General features: G+C 54.1%; 17 protein-coding genes. 8 read left to right on the top strand and 9 right to left on the bottom strand.

Features of this window, described 5'->3' with window-relative positions; translation table 11 throughout:
- Positions 1-106 precede the first annotated feature (106 nt).
- Together BMF08_RS05380 and BMF08_RS05375 are read left to right on the top strand one after the other, a co-directional pair.
- On the top strand, positions 107-1714 hold the full coding sequence (locus tag BMF08_RS05380; RefSeq protein ID WP_072570921.1) for an alpha-glucoside-specific PTS transporter subunit IIBC: 1608 nt from the start codon (positions 107-109) through the stop codon (positions 1712-1714).
- Positions 1711-3033: a 6-phospho-alpha-glucosidase gene (locus BMF08_RS05375; protein WP_072570923.1), complete on the top strand. Its 1323-nt coding sequence runs from the start codon at positions 1711-1713 to the stop codon at positions 3031-3033. The genes BMF08_RS05380 and BMF08_RS05375 overlap by 4 nt, the downstream gene beginning before the upstream one ends.
- Here the strand turns inward: BMF08_RS05375 and BMF08_RS05370 are convergent.
- Entirely contained in the window at positions 3025-3924 is a 900-nt protein-coding gene (locus BMF08_RS05370) for a helix-turn-helix transcriptional regulator (RefSeq protein WP_072571289.1), read from the bottom strand. The genes BMF08_RS05375 and BMF08_RS05370 overlap by 9 nt on opposite strands.
- Before the next feature lie 139 nt (positions 3925-4063).
- Here BMF08_RS05370 and BMF08_RS05365 point away from each other — a divergent pair, with 139 nt between their 5' ends.
- The 5 genes from BMF08_RS05365 to BMF08_RS05345 all read left to right on the top strand — a co-directional run bounded on the left by BMF08_RS05365 (position 4064) and on the right by BMF08_RS05345 (position 9207).
- Positions 4064-5764 carry a solute:sodium symporter family transporter gene (locus BMF08_RS05365; RefSeq protein ID WP_072570925.1) on the top strand — a complete coding sequence of 567 codons (1701 nt, stop codon included), beginning with the start codon at positions 4064-4066 and terminating at the stop codon, positions 5762-5764.
- Positions 5761-7254 (top strand): sulfatase-like hydrolase/transferase, encoded by a 1494-nt coding sequence (locus BMF08_RS05360; RefSeq protein ID WP_072570926.1) that lies wholly within the window; start codon positions 5761-5763, stop codon positions 7252-7254. Before BMF08_RS05365 ends, BMF08_RS05360 begins: the two co-directional genes overlap by 4 nt.
- A 161-nt stretch (positions 7255-7415) precedes the next feature.
- The gene (locus tag BMF08_RS05355; RefSeq protein WP_072570928.1) at positions 7416-7763 is read left to right on the top strand and encodes a YidH family protein; all 348 of its coding nucleotides are present in this window, start codon (positions 7416-7418) and stop codon (positions 7761-7763) included.
- A complete protein-coding gene (locus tag BMF08_RS05350) occupies positions 7753-8109 on the top strand; it encodes a DUF202 domain-containing protein (protein WP_072570930.1) in 357 nt (118 codons plus the stop codon). The genes BMF08_RS05355 and BMF08_RS05350 overlap by 11 nt, the downstream gene beginning before the upstream one ends.
- Before the next feature lie 54 nt (positions 8110-8163).
- Complete coding sequence (locus BMF08_RS05345) at positions 8164-9207, top strand: cellulase family glycosylhydrolase (RefSeq protein WP_072570931.1); 1044 nt, start codon at positions 8164-8166, stop codon at positions 9205-9207.
- Here BMF08_RS05345 and emrD read toward each other — a convergent pair.
- From emrD to BMF08_RS05305, 8 genes are all read right to left on the bottom strand, one after another.
- Positions 9110-10294 (bottom strand): multidrug efflux MFS transporter EmrD, encoded by a 1185-nt coding sequence (gene emrD / locus BMF08_RS05340; protein WP_072570933.1) that lies wholly within the window; start codon positions 10292-10294, stop codon positions 9110-9112. The genes BMF08_RS05345 and emrD overlap by 98 nt on opposite strands.
- A 177-nt stretch (positions 10295-10471) precedes the next feature.
- Positions 10472-11305 (bottom strand): DMT family transporter, encoded by an 834-nt coding sequence (locus BMF08_RS05335; RefSeq protein WP_072571290.1) that lies wholly within the window; start codon positions 11303-11305, stop codon positions 10472-10474.
- Between the two features lie 131 nt (positions 11306-11436).
- Positions 11437-11526 (bottom strand): type I toxin-antitoxin system toxin TisB, encoded by a 90-nt coding sequence (tisB, locus tag BMF08_RS05330; protein WP_072570935.1) that lies wholly within the window; start codon positions 11524-11526, stop codon positions 11437-11439.
- Between the two features lie 501 nt (positions 11527-12027).
- Complete coding sequence (locus BMF08_RS05325; protein ID WP_072570936.1) at positions 12028-12804, bottom strand: hypothetical protein; 777 nt, start codon at positions 12802-12804, stop codon at positions 12028-12030.
- A gap of 1 nt (position 12805) precedes the next feature.
- Positions 12806-13003, bottom strand: a complete 198-nt coding sequence (locus tag BMF08_RS05320; RefSeq protein WP_072570938.1) for a hypothetical protein — start codon at positions 13001-13003, stop codon at positions 12806-12808.
- Positions 13004-13299: 296 nt separating this feature from the next.
- A complete protein-coding gene (locus BMF08_RS05315) occupies positions 13300-13785 on the bottom strand; it encodes an Hcp family type VI secretion system effector (protein WP_072570940.1) in 486 nt (161 codons plus the stop codon).
- 14 nt (positions 13786-13799) lie between these two features.
- Complete coding sequence (locus tag BMF08_RS05310) at positions 13800-14237, bottom strand: hypothetical protein (protein ID WP_072570942.1); 438 nt, start codon at positions 14235-14237, stop codon at positions 13800-13802.
- Positions 14215-14607 carry a polymorphic toxin type 44 domain-containing protein gene (locus BMF08_RS05305; protein ID WP_072570944.1) on the bottom strand — a complete coding sequence of 131 codons (393 nt, stop codon included), beginning with the start codon at positions 14605-14607 and terminating at the stop codon, positions 14215-14217. Before BMF08_RS05305 ends, BMF08_RS05310 begins: the two co-directional genes overlap by 23 nt.
- Before the next feature lie 226 nt (positions 14608-14833).
- Here BMF08_RS05305 and ivbL point away from each other — a divergent pair, with 226 nt between their 5' ends.
- Positions 14834-14932 carry an ilvB operon leader peptide IvbL gene (gene ivbL / locus BMF08_RS05300; RefSeq protein ID WP_072570946.1) on the top strand — a complete coding sequence of 33 codons (99 nt, stop codon included), beginning with the start codon at positions 14834-14836 and terminating at the stop codon, positions 14930-14932.
- Positions 14933-14972 lie beyond the last annotated feature (40 nt).

Genomic DNA, 14972 nt, shown 5'->3' with positions numbered 1-14972 from the left:
ATTATTTATTAAATAAGCGCCGTGTCTGCCCTGCTTTATGATTATTGCAGTTATCCATTATCAGCCCTTCCGGAAGTTATATGCAATATTTATAAGGATTATGAAAATGCTGAGTCAAATACAACGCTTTGGTGGCGCTATGTTCACCCCGGTATTGCTATTTCCATTTGCAGGGATCGTCGTCGGTTTAGCAATATTATTGCAGAATCCGCTTTTTGTAGGCGAAGCATTAACATCGCCTGATTCACTCTTTGCACAAGTGATTAATATCATTGAAGAAGGTGGCTGGACAGTATTCAGAAATATGCCGTTGGTTTTTGCTGTGGGATTACCTGTTGGCCTCGCAAATAAAGCGCAGGCGCGGGCGTGTTTAGCCGTACTGATTAGCTTTATGACATGGAATTATTTTATTAATGCCATGGGTGTAGCCTGGGGCGCTTTTTTCGGCGTTGACTTTAGTATTGATGCTGTTGCCGGAAGCGGTTTAACCACTATTGCCGGAATTAAAACGCTGGATACCAGTATTATTGGCGGAATTGTCATTGCCGGTATTGTAACGGCGATACATAACCGCTATTTCGATAAACCCATGCCAGTATTTTTAGGTGTTTTTCAGGGCACCTCTTTCGTGGTTATCCTGGCGTTTTTAATGATGCTGCCCTGCGCATGGTTAACACTCTGGGGCTGGCCGAAAGTGCAGTTTGGGATTGAATCATTGCAGGCTTTTTTACGCAGCGCCGGGGCGGCGGGCGTCTGGGTGTATACCTTCCTGGAACGCATTCTGATCCCAACCGGATTACACCATTTTATTTACGGCCCCTTTATGTTCGGCCCGGCGGCGGTAGAAGGCGGTATTCAGGTGTACTGGGCCAACCATTTGCTGGAATTCAGCCAGACCACTACGCCGCTGAAAACGCTCTTTCCGGAAGGCGGATTCGGCTTATTCGGTAATTCAAAGGTGTTCGCCTCGCCTGGGATTGCGCTGGCGATCTACTACACCGCCGCCGTACATAATCGCAAAAAAATCGCCGGTCTGCTGATCCCGGCAGTATTAACGGCGGTGCTGGTGGGCATCACCGAACCCCTGGAATTCACTTTTCTGTTTATCTCGCCGGTGCTTTTCGCCATCCATGCGGTGCTGGCGGCGACCATGGCGACGTTGATGTATATGGGCGGCGTGGTGGGAAACCTGGGCGGCGGCTTCCTTGACACCATGCTGCCCCAGAACTGGATCCCGATGTTTAACAATCATGCCCCGATGATATTCACGCAGCTCGGCATCGGGTTGAGTTTTACCGCGATCTACTTTGTGGTGTTTCGCACGCTGATTTTGCGCTTCAACCTGAAAACGCCGGGACGCGACGACGCGGAAATTAAGCTGTACAGCAAAGCGGATTACAAAGCGTTGCAGGCGCAAACCCCGACGGCAGAGAAAAATCCGGCCGCGGCTTACCTCGCGGCCCTCGGCGGCGCGGGCAATATTGCAACGCTTAACAACTGCGCCACGCGTCTGCGCATCACGCTGGTCGACATGGCGAAAACGCACAGCGACGACGTTTTCAAAGCCCTCGGCGCGCACGGCGTGGTGCGCAGCGGCAACGGTATTCAGGTGATCATCGGTCTGCACGTTCCCCAGTTGCGCGATCAGCTGGAAAGCCTGATGAGAGTCCCTTTATCAAACCAACCTTCCCCCATGACAGAGGTCATATCATGAAAAAATTCTCGGTTGTTATTGCCGGCGGCGGCAGCACCTTTACGCCAGGTATCGTGTTGATGTTACTCGCTAATCAACATCGCCTGCCGTTACGGGCGCTGAAGTTTTATGACAACGACGGCGCGCGGCAGGAGGTGATTGCCGAAGCCTGCAAAATCATTCTGCGCGAGCAAGCCCCGGACATCGATTTTTGCTACACCACCGATCCGCAAACCGCGTTCAGCGACGTCGATTTTGTGATGGCGCATATCCGCGTGGGCAAATACCCGATGCGCGAAAAAGACGAGAAGATCCCGCTGCGCCACGGCGTGGTCGGTCAGGAAACCTGCGGGCCGGGCGGTATTGCCTACGGAATGCGCTCCATTGGCGGCGTGCTGGAGCTGGTGGATTATATGCAGACCTGGTCGCCGGACGCCTGGATGCTGAACTACTCCAATCCGGCGGCGATTGTCGCGGAAGCCACGCGGCGGCTGCGCCCGACGGCGAAAATCCTTAACATTTGCGATATGCCGATTGGCATCGAAGGACGCATGGCCCAAATCCTCGGCCTACAAGACCGCAAACAGATGATCACCCGCTATTACGGGCTGAACCACTTCGGCTGGTGGCATGGGATAGAGGACCTGGACGGTAACGATTTAATGCCCGCGCTGCGCCAGTACGTGTCTGAACACGGGTATATTCCTCCGTCAAATGACGAGCATACGGAAGCGAGCTGGAACGACACCTTCGCCAAAGCGAAGGACGTGCAGGCGCTGGATCCGGCTACGCTGCCCAACACCTATCTGAAATATTATCTCTTCCCGGATTATGTCGTCGCGCACGCTAACCCCGGGCGCACACGGGCAAACGAGGTGATGGATCACCGTGAAAAGCACGTGTTCAGCGCCTGTCGCGCCATTATTGAGGCCGGGCATTCCGCAGCCGGGGAGCTGGAAATTGACGAACACGCCTCTTATATCGTCGACCTGGCCGCCGCCATCGCCTTTAACACCCAAGAGCGCATGCTGCTGATCGTGCCGAACAACGGCGCTATCGCCAATTTCGATGCCGACGCGATGGTGGAGATCCCCTGTCTGGTGGGCAAAAACGGTCCGGAGCCGCTGACGGTCGGCACTATCCCGCATTTCCAGAAAGGGCTGATGAGCCAGCAGGTGGCGGTGGAAAAACTGGTGGTCGATGCCTGGGAGCAGGGGTCATATCTGAAACTGTGGCAGGCCATCACGCTCTCAAAAACTGTACCGAGCGCCTCTGTCGCCAGAGCGATCCTTGATGACTTAATCGAAGCCAATAAAGACTACTGGCCGCGATTAAGTTGATCCTGCCGGGCCGGTATTGTTCTGATGCCGGCCCGACTGCGCAAGCGCCTGCGATGGCGCATAGCCAAAGCGCTGCTTAAACGCCTTACTGAAGTGAAAAGAATCAAAGAAATTAAGCATATCCGCCACCCTGCTGACGCTGTTTCCCTGCTGTTTTAACAGCGACAGCGCCAGATCCAGACGCGCATGCAGTGCGTACTCTTTTGGCGTTTTGCCGGTATAACGCAGAAACAGGCGGCGCAGATAAGGCGCGCTGCACTGCATGCGCTGCGCCATTTCATTCACCGTCCAGCGCTGTTGCGGCGCCGCATGCAGAGCGGTGATCAGTTTTTCAAATTGCACTTGCTGTGCGTCTTTGGTGCCCTTTTCGGCGATCAGACAAATCCACTGATATATCATCTTGGTCAGAAATGCCACCGCCAGATTATTTTTCATTGCATCGCCACTGCGTGTTAATAAAGCGACTTCATTAAGCTCGTGATTAAATAGCTCGCCATTACAGATAACGCCTTGCTGTAATAATGGTATTTCCATTAAGGTGGTGGGAATAAACTCCATCCAGTATTGCTCCCACAGCAATCCCGCACAGTGATAAGATTTTATATCCGTCGGTTTTAAAAATATAACGCAATTGCCGTTAAGAATAATTTCAGCGTCGTCGCGCAAAATGATTTTTCCGCAGCCCTGCAACGTATAAACCGCCACCCATGAATTGGCGATCAACGGCTTTTTCTTATCGCGCGGCCAGTAAACGCGGTAGCTTTCATCGGCGAGGGTATGCCATAAGGCGATCAGTGAAATACCGCTGGAGATCACACTTTCATCAAGAACCAACGGAATATTGTACGTGGGTTCGTTTTTTACATGCGAGTTTTGCAATTTTCCATTCATTTTAAATTCCCGCCGCAGAATGATGTCCACAACCTGAACGTACCAGAAAATAAATCGCTCGGGGATCTGAAGTTTGTATTTTAAGAAATCTGACTGCCTGACCCGGCTCGCCGGGACATAATGAAAATAAGGCTACGAGATGAATACGCTACAAATTCTGAGCTTTGTCGGTTTTACGCTACTGGTCGCAGTAATAACCTGGTGGAAGGTTCGCAAAACCGACACCGGCTCGCAACAGGGTTATTTTCTTGCCGGGCGATCGCTGAAAGCGCCGGTGATCGCCGCGTCGCTGATGCTGACCAATCTCTCCACCGAACAGCTGGTAGGCCTGTCCGGGCAGGCATACCGGAGCGGCATGTCGGTGATGGGCTGGGAAGTGACTTCCGCCGTGACCCTAATCTTCCTCGCGCTGATATTCCTCCCGCGTTATTTGCAGCGCGGCATTGCCACCATTCCCGATTTTCTGGAAGAGCGCTACGATAAAACGACGCGCATTATTATCGATTTCTGTTTTCTGATTGCTACCGGCGTCTGCTTCCTGCCGGTCGTGCTCTATTCCGGCGCACTGGCGCTGAACAGTCTGTTTCATGTCGGCGACTCGCTGGGTATTTCGCAGGGTGCGGCAATCTGGCTGCTGGTTATTTTACTTGGGCTGGCGGGTATTGTTTATGCGGTGATCGGCGGGCTGCGCGCGATGGCGGTTGCCGATTCGATAAACGGTATTGGTCTGGTCATTGGCGGTCTGCTGGTGCCTGTTTTTGGCCTGATGGCGATGGGGCACGGCAGTTTTCTGCGTGGCGTTGAACAGCTCACCACCCTTCATGCAGAAAAGTTAAACTCGATAGGCGGGGCGTCCGATCCGCTGCCGATTGGCGCGGCATTCACTGGCCTCATCCTGGTGAACACCTTTTACTGGTGTACCAATCAGGGCATTGTGCAGCGCACGCTGGCGTCGAAAAGTCTCGCCGAAGGGCAAAAAGGCGCGCTGTTAACGGCGGTGCTGAAAATGCTCGATCCGCTGGTGCTGGTATTGCCGGGCCTCATCGCTTTTCACCTCTATCAGGATTTACCTAAAGCAGATCTGGCCTATCCGACACTGGTGAACAATGTGCTTCCCGTACCGCTGGTGGGATTCTTTGGCGCCGTTTTATTCGGCGCGGTGATCAGCACCTTTAATGGCTTTTTAAACAGCGCCAGCACCTTATTCAGTATGGGAATTTATCGCCGGATCATTAATCAGGACGCCACGCCTGAGCGGTTAGTGCATATCGGGCGAAAATTCGGACTCGTTATCGCCATTATTTCCGTGCTGGTCGCACCCTGGATCGCCCATGCGCCGGAAGGCTTATACAGCTGGATGAAGCAGCTCAACGGCATCTATAACGTCCCGCTGGTGACGATCATCATTATGGGCTTTTTCTTTCCGCGTATTCCGGCGCTGGCCGCGAAGGTGGCGATGGGGCTGGGGATCGTCAGCTATATCACCATCAACTATCTGGTGAAGTTTGATTTCCACTTCCTGTATGTCCTCGCCTGTACGTTCTGCATCAACGTGGTGGTGATGCTGGTCATCGGCATCATTAAACCGCGCGCCACGCCATTTCAGTTTCAGGACGCCTTCGCGGTGGATATGCAGCCGTGGAAAAACGCCCGGATTGCCTCCGTCGGCATACTGTTCGCGATGATCGGCGTCTATTCCGGCCTCGCGCAGTTTGGCGGCTATCACACCCAGTGGCTGATGATCATCAGCTATGCCATTACCGCCGCCGTGGTTATCTGGTTGATTTACAGCACGATGACAACGGCTAAAGGTGCCTCTGGCGCTAAGGATAACGCATGAACCGCCCCAACTTTTTGTTCATTATGACCGATACCCAGGCCACCAATATGGTGGGCTGCTACAGCGGCAAGCCATTGAATACGAATAATATTGATCGGCTGGCAGAGGAGGGGATCCGCTTTAACTCAGCCTATACCTGTGCGCCCGTCTGTACGCCCGCCCGTGCCGGTCTGTTTACCGGCATCTATTCCAGCCAGTCCGGGCCGTGGACCAACAACCTCGCGCCGGGCAACAACATCGCCACCATGGGACGCTACTTTAAAGAGGCGGGCTACCACACCTGCTACATCGGCAAATGGCATCTCGACGGACACGACTATTTCGGCACCGGCATCTGCCCGCCGGAATGGGATGCAGACTACTGGTACGACGGCGCAAATTATCTGGCGGAACTGACTGACCAGCAGATCGGCCTGTGGCGCAACGGGCTGAACAGTATTGAGGATCTGCGGGCGAACGGTATCGATGAAACCTTTACCTGGGCGCACCGTATCAGCCATCGTGCCGTCGATTTTTTACGCCAGCCTGTGCGTGACGAGCAGCCGTTCCTGCTGGTGGTTTCCTATGACGAGCCGCACCATCCCTTTACCTGTCCGGTTGAGTATCTGGAAAAGTATCAGGACTTTTATTACGAGCTGGGCGACAAGGCGCATGACACGCTGGAAGACAAACCTGAACATCACCGCCTCTGGGCGCAGGCCATGCCGTCGCCAGTGGGAAGCGATGGCCGCTATCATCATCCGCTCTATTTTGCCTGTAATGATTTTGTCGACGACCAGATTGGCCGGGTGATCGATGCGCTCACCCCACAGCAGCGGCAAAATACCTGGGTGATTTATACCTCCGATCACGGCGAGATGATGGGCGCACATCAGCTCATCAGCAAAGGGGCGGCGATGTATGACGACATCACCCGCATCCCGCTGATTATGCGCCCGCCGCAGGGTACGCCGCACCATGTCGATACGCCGGTCAGCCATATTGATGTGCTGCCGACCATGATGGCGCTGGCGGGAATAAACAAGCCCGCCATTCTGCCCGGCGAAAACATCCTCAACGGCCTATCTGAGCGTGGCGTGATGGTGGAGTTCAACCGCTATGAAATTGAACATGACAGCTTTGGTGGCTTTATTCCGGTGCGCTGTTGGGTGACCGATCGCTACAAACTGGTGATCAATTTATTTACCAGCGATGAGCTGTATGACAGAGCGAATGACGCCAGTGAAAGGGTGAATCTGATTAACGATCCGCGCTATGCCGCTGTCCGCAATCAGCTGCATGATGCGCTGCTCGAATACATGGACACCATCCGCGATCCGTTCCGCACATATCAGTGGCGACAACGCCCGTGGCGACAGGATGCATCGCCGCGCTGGATGGGCGCCTTCCGTCCGCGTCCGGACGATGGCCATTCGCCGGTGGTGCGCGATTACGACACCGGTTTGCCAACCCAGGGCGTGAAGGTGGAAGAGAAAAAGCAGAAGTTCTGACGGGTTATTGCCGGGTGGCGCATACGCTTACCCGGCCTACAAAGTTATACCGTAGGCCGGATAAGGCGTTTACGCCGCCATCCGGCACCTTTAATAGTGCCCTACAGCCTGCACCTCAGCTAGAATTGGCGTTCATCCGTTTAATCAGGGAAGGAGCCGTTATGAAAATTTCCCGCCTCGGCGAAGCGCCGGATTACCGCTTCTCGCTGGCCAATGAGCGTACCTTTCTGGCCTGGATCCGTACCGCGCTCGGGTTTTTAGCGGCGGGCGTCGGGCTTGACCAGCTCGCGCCGGATTTTGCCACGCCGCTGATCCGCGAACTGCTGGCGCTGCTGTTGTGCCTGTTCGCAGGCGGGCTGGCGATTTATGGATACCTGCGCTGGCTGCGCAATGAGAAGGCGATGCGGCTGAAAGAAGATCTGCCCTATACCCGTACGCTGCTGGTAATCAGCCTCATTCTGACGCTTGTCGCCGCCGTGGTGATGGTGCTGGTGTTTTATGCCGGATAGCCGCAAAGCTCGTCGCCAGCAGGATCCCGGCCTGCAGCCGGAGCGCACGTCCCTTGCCTGGTTTCGCACGCTGTTGGGCTACGGCGCGCTGATTGCGCTGGCCATCAGACATCACTGGTATGAATCAGGGATAACCTTCTGGATCTCGCTGGCGGTGCTGGCGCTCACCGGGCTGATCCTCTGGCGTTACACCCGCAGGCGTAACCTGATGGATGTCAGCCACAGCGACTTTGTGCAACCGGCGGCGTTACGGGATAAATTCTTCATTGCGCTGGCGGTGCTGGCGCTTTCCCTGCTGTTCGCGAGCGCGCATATCCGCCAGGTATTGTTAGTGATCGCAGAATAGTTGTAGCCTGCCTGTGCTCACCCCTTTACCACACCATTTCATGCAGGGTTTATCGTGACTAAAACCGTGATCGCCAGCGCATTACTCTTTGTTGCCAGCGCCGCTTATGCCGCGCCGCCGCTGACGGCTGCCCGTTACGCCGCACAGCTGGGGCCGGGTATGGAGGTGGACTGGGCGCGTACTGAACGCGGCATCCGTGAATTCGACCCGCTGGTGGTCAGAGATTTTGCGGCGCTGGGTATTCATCACGTGCGTATTCGCGTGGCGCAGAACATGACCGAGGCGCGGCTGGTGCACCTGCGTAAACTGGTGGAGGCGTGCGAGCAGTACGGCGTTATCCCGATCATCGCGTATCAGGCCGACGGCCTGAAGGCCGATCCGCTGAAAAACGAGGCGGCGTTAGTGGCGTGGTGGAGTCGGGTGGCGCGCTATTTTGGTACTGACCATCCGCTGCTTGGCTTTGATCTGATCGATGAACCGGCGGAAAAGCTCAATCGCGATCAGGCGGCGCTGAGCCGGATTTATGACCGACTGATCAAAACCCTGCATGGCATCGACCCCCGGCGCATGATTTTTGTCGCGCCGCGCCTGCGGTCAGCGCCGGAAGCGCTGACTGAGCTGAAGCTGCCGCCGCACAGCCAGAATTACGTGCTGGCGCAGTGGCATATGCCGGGCGCAGGGCCGCAAAAAAATAACGGTAAATACTCACCGACGCCTGCCGGGAAAGCCGCCATTCACGCGCACATCAATGCGGTGCTGCGCTGGCAGCAGAAAACCGGGCACGTCAGCTGGGTGGGAAGCTGGGCGGTGGGTGAAGCCAGTAAAAGCGCGCCGACGGCCGCACAGCTCGCCTTCGCCACCTTTACGGCCTGCGAGCTGAAGCGGGCCAACATTCCTTATGCAATCAATGCCGACGCCCGGTTTTACGACGGGGAAGAGGGCGCGTGGCGTCCTGACCCCGCGCCGCTGTTAAAAACGATGATCGCCCCGGCGTGTGACGCTAAACCGCCGTTTCATGATGGGCAAAGCGCGACGCCAGCGGCAGCCAGCACAACAGGATCAGCAGCCCCATCAGCGTCATCAGCATCCCGAGGCTAGCCTGCCCGTTCTGCGGCAGCATGGCGGACAGCCAGGCCAGCACGCCGGAGCCAATATTTTGCAGGCCGCCCACCAGCGCTCCCGCCGTGCCCGCCAGAAACGGAAACGGCTCCATCGCGCCGCTGGTGGCAAGCGGGAACAGCATCCCCGCGCCGAAGAAAAACAGCGCCGCCGGGATCAGCAGCGTCCAGACGTTCATCACGCCAAACCAGCCGGGGATCCACATCATCAGCCCGGCGAGCAGACAGCTTGCCACCGCCTGCCACATCAGCGTGGAAAAGCGTTTGTTCTGCCGCCCGGCAAACCATGCGCCGAAAAACGCCGCCGGGATCGGCAGAATAAACAGAATGCTCACCACCATACTGCTGAGGCCCAGACCCGCGCCGAGCAGCACGCCGGAACAGGCTTCAAATACCGCGATCCCCGCAAGGCCGCCAATCAGCATCAGCAGATAACAGGTAAATGACCCGTTGCCGAACAGCGTTTTGTAGCTGGCGATAAGCCGGGTGCGCGGCGCGTCCACCGGACGGGTTTCCGGCATCCAGCGCGCCATGCTCAGGGTAACGCCGATGCACAGCAGCAGTAAAAAGCCGAAGCATGCCCGCCAGTCCCACAGCGTATTAAGCAGACCGCCAATCAACGGCGCCAGCAGCGGGCTGACCAGAATGCCCATGTTCAGCAGACTGTTCGCCTGGCGAAGCTGCGAACCGGCATAAAGATCGCGCGGCAGGGTGCGCGCCATCACGCCGCCGACGCCGGTACCCATGCCCTGTAGAGCGCTGGCAATAATCAGCACCGTCAGGCTGGGGGCGGCGATCGCCATTACCGTGGCGAGCATAAAAATGGACATCCCGGCGAGGATCACCGGACGGCGGCCCACCCGGTCGGCAAGCGGGCCATAAAAAAGTTGTGAGACGCCGTAGGTCAGCAGGTAGGCCGCCATGACGCTCTGCACCGCGCCTTCCCGCACGTTAAACGCCAGCGCCATATCCGCAATCGCCGGTATATAGATGGTCTGCGCCATCTGGCCGACCGCCACTAACAACACCAGCATCATTAACAAATTAACGTTTCTGTCCCGTTTCATGTCGCGTAATACTTTATCAGATTGAGAAAAAGGAGAATAAAAGCCTGGTCAGGCCGCTGAATGCGAGAGGAATCTACCACAGCGCCCGGCGGAAGCAATCATGCATGGCGTGAATGAAAGAAGGATGACAGCGGGAAAATGTAAAGAATTTGTGGCAACAAATATTGCCAGTTTAACTCAGGCGAGACGCAGTAAAATGGCCCCCAGCGCGATGCCGCAGGCGGCAGCGATACGCATCCCGGAAACTTTCTCTTTGAGCAGCACAAAGGCGATGAGCGCGCCAAACAAAATCGAGGTTTCCCGCAGCGCGGCGACCACCGCCAGCGGAGCCTGGGTCATCGCCCACAGCGCCAGACCGTAAGAGCCCATGGTGCCGAGGCCGCCAAAAATCCCTTTTTTCCAGTTTGTACGCAGGTAGCGCGACGCCTCCCGGCGGCGGGCGATCATCGCCCAGACCAGCAGGCAGGCGCCGTTCATGAAAAAGGTCCACAGCGTATAGCCAAGCGCGGTGCCGGATAAGCGCACGCCGGTGCCGTCCACCAGCGTGTAACCGGCAATAAAACAGGCGTTGATCAGCGCCAGCGCAATGCCTTTGCGCGAACTGGCGCGACCGTTAAACGCCATGCCAAGTATGGCAAGGCAGATCACCGCGATGCCGACCCAGGCCATCGTCGACAGATGCTCGCCCAGCGCCAGTACGCTTACCAGCGCCACCAGCAGCGGGGCAGTGCCGCGCATCAGTGGGTAGGTCTGGCTCATATCGGAAACCTGATAGGTTTTCGCCACCAGCACGGTGTACACCACCTGTAACACGCAGGAAAGGGCGAGATAGGGCGCGCTGGCCCATGCCGGTTGCGGTGAGAAGGGCAGCAGCACTAAGGCGATGAGCGCCGCCGATCCGCTGACGCTGATCGCCGAAAAAAGTTTATCACTTCCCGCCTTAACAATGGCGTTCCAGCTGGCATGTAACAGCGCGGCAAACAGCAAAATCAGGAAAACGGAGAGTGTCATAACAGGGGCGACCGGAGGAAATGTAATAAAAATGTAACACATATTGCGCGGGATGCCAGCAGGCTGTGGTTGAAGCAGAAGGTGAAAGAGGGGCGGTTGCCCGCCCCTCTTCGGTGCGGCTTGAACCTGAATTACCGGAGTAATTTCAGGATGGCATCAAGCAGTTGCAACAACGCAACAATGAGTTTCAGGATCAGAACTACCATATCCACTCCGCTCATACGCTTCTCCTTATGGCGTAAGGAGTACGTCCGGCTGGCTTACCTTTCCGCTGCCTGTCACCAGCCGTTTTTCACACGCTGTCGCTCCGTTGGCCTGGGGGCAGGCATGGCGAAACGAGGTTGTGTGTGTTGGCGTATCACAGTGTGCACTCCCGGGGTTAAGGCACTGACGGCACCACCCGTTTCAGCCAGGACTCATTCGCGCCCGACAAACTAGCAGCCCCGTATCGCACACTCTGAAAACATAACCAGTATAGAAAAAGACTGTATGCATGAACAGTATTTTTTGGACGAAATGCGATCTTTGACCGATACTCATATTGCGCAAAATTGCGCCTGTTGCCGATTCAACATATACTGTGAGAGTTGACGTAGCACAGTGTGTTCTGCGGCCCACCACTCCGCAAACGCTCGATAAAACCTCATCGCACAAACCTGTTTTGTGCCAGGGGTTTAAAAGAATAACGGCCCTCATGCAGGGCCGTTTTCTTTTGCGAAGCGCTAATCCTCATCCCTGTCGGTGTCCTTACCGTACCCCAGCGCCAGGCTGTGGCTGGGATCAAAAAGCGACAAACTTTCCACCTGATCGAGCAAAATCACCTTACGAAAATGAAAGGCCGAATGCGGCTCCGACGTCAGGGTAATATTTTGCCGCGCATAGAGCGCGCTGTAGTTATTTTCGATCTTCATTTCCGCGCTTTTAGCATCGCGGTAGCCAGTAAGCATCGGGATCAGCACGATGTTATTGAAGGAATCGCCGTCCACCGTGGCGGTATGGATCATACCGATGTACACGCGCTGAGATTTCAGCGTCAGCCACACCAGCTGCCCGGTTTCCATGCACTGAAAGAGCAACCCTTCAATGCCATTAGCCCGCGACAGATGCTTATAGAGATTCTTTCTGCCAGCGCTGTCGAGATTAGCGCTGCGCGCCCAGTTCGAACGGTACAGGCAAAACAGAATGGCGAAGAACAGCATGATCACTACCGGGGCCTGGATGCCAAGAAAGGTCCAGTTCATAAAGGTCATCTGATAGCGGTGATCTTCGCTGCCGAACAGCTCCGGCAGGGCGTTCATCGATACCGACGTCAGCAGCAGTCCGAGCCAGACGATGGCCGTCGCTATGATGCCCTGTAAGACAAAAATGCAGCCGTACAGCGCCACCAGAAAATAGACATCCCAACCGAAGGTACGGCGGAATTTCAGACGTGTAGACAGGTCGCGGCTGGTGTACCAGTAACCGCACACCATCAACACCATAAAAATAGCCGTTCCCATCCTATACCCTTTTCAGTGCTTCAACGTGCCGGGCAAAATCCTCGACCACTGCCGGACAATTGATATTCACGCTGGCGTTGCCGTCCTCATCAATGATGATGCGCTCCCCGTCCTCAATCGATTCCTGCACCTTGTTGCGGTCGATAACGTTAAGAAGCCTCTCGGGGCTGGTAAAGAGTTTATGTAGAGCATTAAACATACGCTTTCTCTTGTGACTGTAATGAATTAACTGCTTTTAATAGTAGTCGTGATGGCTGATGATGACCGTTGCAAAAGTGTGGGAAAACCTTTCAGTGCGTGAATGAGCAGCGAGATAGGGTACGTTCATGTCGAAAAAAATGGATTTTATCGACATGACTGCGTGACATGTCGATGGTATCAAGGTGGTTCAGAAAAATTCATAAACATACGAATATTACATTAGCATGATTTTTTAAAAGGAAACTATATAGTTATTGCCAGTTTTTATGCTGGCAATATTAATCTCAAAATTCATCAGGCAGTCGAGCGTTCGTTCCATGAATCTGTATACTGGATATTACCATCAACAATGCGCCAGGTAATTTTCTCGTATCGGAGTTGAACATTTTCCAGGTGTCCAGTCCCAGGGCAATCTCTGGTGTCATGCATAACCGGTGTAATTGAAATGATCTTCACATCTTCCATAAAAATATTAAAATATTCGACCTCTTGGCCCGCATCGTTAATATTATAAAACTTTAACTCGGCATTTTGTAGCGTCTGACCGGTAGCAACGGCTTTGTAAAGATAAGGCGATGATGAATCAATAGCTTTCGTCAGACTAAATGGTGAATGTTGGCGCGTTCCTGTCAACGCGCCCGTAGCAGTATCGTTGGGAATACAGAGGTTATGAATCAGATCTCTAAGTTCTATACTGCCTTCGCGACCAGCAACATCTGAACCGCCACGTATCATTGCCCCGCTATCGTCTTTCAAAAAGAGGTGAACCGGTACAGCCATTTTAACGCTCCTTGTTAGTCTCTGGTACCATTGGCGACAAGATTAATGATAGGCATCACTGCGATGCCATCTGTGTAGAACAAATCTGAATTCGTGAAACTGTAAACTTTTCCGGTAATTTTTATGTTTACCGTATTCCCATAAGCTGAGGCCGTAACTGCGGGAGTGTTTGTCTCAAGGAATGGTGAACGTTCTCTTAATTTTTCCATGATGTCGATATTTCCTTCATCTTTATCAAGATAAAAACGATAAATATCCGAAACGGAGGCGTTCCCCTCATCGTATTTTGTGACATATAAACAGATACTATCTGATAATTTTTTCTTACTTATAAAAATATCGTGAGGTGGAGTATTATAAAAATATTGGCAAGCGACGTAGCCACTAACGAGCATTAATAAAATTACTGTAAGCACACCGTGCATGGATCTAATAACCGATCTTTCTTGCATAATCTATTCCTTGTTTTACCCAAAATTGATCGCGTGGATCGTCACCATATGGCGGCTTGTGATACCAGTGGCCCCATTCTTTCCTGTTAGTTTTTGCTCTTTCCTGCGCAAAGCCAGCCCCCATGAGTAAAATTTTTTCTGGGATTCCTGCCGCATAGCCAGTTGCTCCATAGTGAAAGTTGCCAAAGTTTTCTAATTCTGGATGCTGTTGCTTATAGTCCCATGGTCCGCGATTTCTGACTTGCATGTAGAACCAGGTATAAGTGAGAGGAGTTGCCATATCGCGAGACATACCGTGTGTACGCGCTATGCGCATGTTATTTCTAACCAGCGATATTCCCTGCGCAGGGAGTAAAGGTATAACAGCCATGTTAACCTCTTCTTTTATAAGCTATTAAAAATCATACCTCCCGGACGCTCGCTTTTAATATGGCGGTAGTCACATAAATCATTTCAAGGGCGACCACACTCCATTAGCCAGGTGGCAGAAAATCGTGATCATTCACGCATTTTCACCCCCCGCCGCACAAAACCATTGTCACCGGCGGCATCCTGTGCTTGTATGAATCCTGTTAAAAAATGAACTGAGAACCCTAATGCACCCATCCATGCTGACCTCGACCCTACTAAATACCGCGCCATTCGCCGCGGTGGTCGTCGTGCGTGTGGTGGTGGTCGTCGGCATCGCGCCGTAGGGTCCGGAACACACGATTCCAAACCCCGCCGGCGCAAACC

The sequence above is a fragment of the Enterobacter sp. SA187 genome (assembly GCF_001888805.2).
In the GTDB taxonomy this organism is placed as follows: domain Bacteria; phylum Pseudomonadota; class Gammaproteobacteria; order Enterobacterales; family Enterobacteriaceae; genus Enterobacter_D.
This window is presented reverse-complemented; position numbering and strand designations above follow the sequence as displayed.

What these genes read in the sequence shown, in the direction of transcription:
- BMF08_RS05380 (WP_072570921.1), top strand. Translation starts at nt 107, where the DNA reads ATGCTGAGTCAAATACAACGCTTTGGTGGCGCTATGTTCACCCCGGTA.
- BMF08_RS05375 (WP_072570923.1), top strand. Translation starts at nt 1,711, where the DNA reads ATGAAAAAATTCTCGGTTGTTATTGCCGGCGGCGGCAGCACCTTTACG.
- BMF08_RS05370 (WP_072571289.1), bottom strand. Translation starts at nt 3,924, where the DNA reads ATGAATGGAAAATTGCAAAACTCGCATGTAAAAAACGAACCCACGTAC.
- BMF08_RS05365 (WP_072570925.1), top strand. Translation starts at nt 4,064, where the DNA reads ATGAATACGCTACAAATTCTGAGCTTTGTCGGTTTTACGCTACTGGTC.
- BMF08_RS05360 (WP_072570926.1), top strand. Translation starts at nt 5,761, where the DNA reads ATGAACCGCCCCAACTTTTTGTTCATTATGACCGATACCCAGGCCACC.
- BMF08_RS05355 (WP_072570928.1), top strand. Translation starts at nt 7,416, where the DNA reads ATGAAAATTTCCCGCCTCGGCGAAGCGCCGGATTACCGCTTCTCGCTG.
- BMF08_RS05350 (WP_072570930.1), top strand. Translation starts at nt 7,753, where the DNA reads ATGCCGGATAGCCGCAAAGCTCGTCGCCAGCAGGATCCCGGCCTGCAG.
- emrD (WP_072570933.1), bottom strand. Translation starts at nt 10,294, where the DNA reads ATGAAACGGGACAGAAACGTTAATTTGTTAATGATGCTGGTGTTGTTA.
- BMF08_RS05335 (WP_072571290.1), bottom strand. Translation starts at nt 11,305, where the DNA reads ATGACACTCTCCGTTTTCCTGATTTTGCTGTTTGCCGCGCTGTTACAT.
- tisB (WP_072570935.1), bottom strand. Translation starts at nt 11,526, where the DNA reads ATGAGCGGAGTGGATATGGTAGTTCTGATCCTGAAACTCATTGTTGCG.
- BMF08_RS05325 (WP_072570936.1), bottom strand. Translation starts at nt 12,804, where the DNA reads ATGGGAACGGCTATTTTTATGGTGTTGATGGTGTGCGGTTACTGGTAC.
- BMF08_RS05320 (WP_072570938.1), bottom strand. Translation starts at nt 13,003, where the DNA reads ATGTTTAATGCTCTACATAAACTCTTTACCAGCCCCGAGAGGCTTCTT.
- BMF08_RS05315 (WP_072570940.1), bottom strand. Translation starts at nt 13,785, where the DNA reads ATGGCTGTACCGGTTCACCTCTTTTTGAAAGACGATAGCGGGGCAATG.
- BMF08_RS05310 (WP_072570942.1), bottom strand. Translation starts at nt 14,237, where the DNA reads ATGCAAGAAAGATCGGTTATTAGATCCATGCACGGTGTGCTTACAGTA.
- BMF08_RS05305 (WP_072570944.1), bottom strand. Translation starts at nt 14,607, where the DNA reads ATGGCTGTTATACCTTTACTCCCTGCGCAGGGAATATCGCTGGTTAGA.
- ivbL (WP_072570946.1), top strand. Translation starts at nt 14,834, where the DNA reads ATGCACCCATCCATGCTGACCTCGACCCTACTAAATACCGCGCCATTC.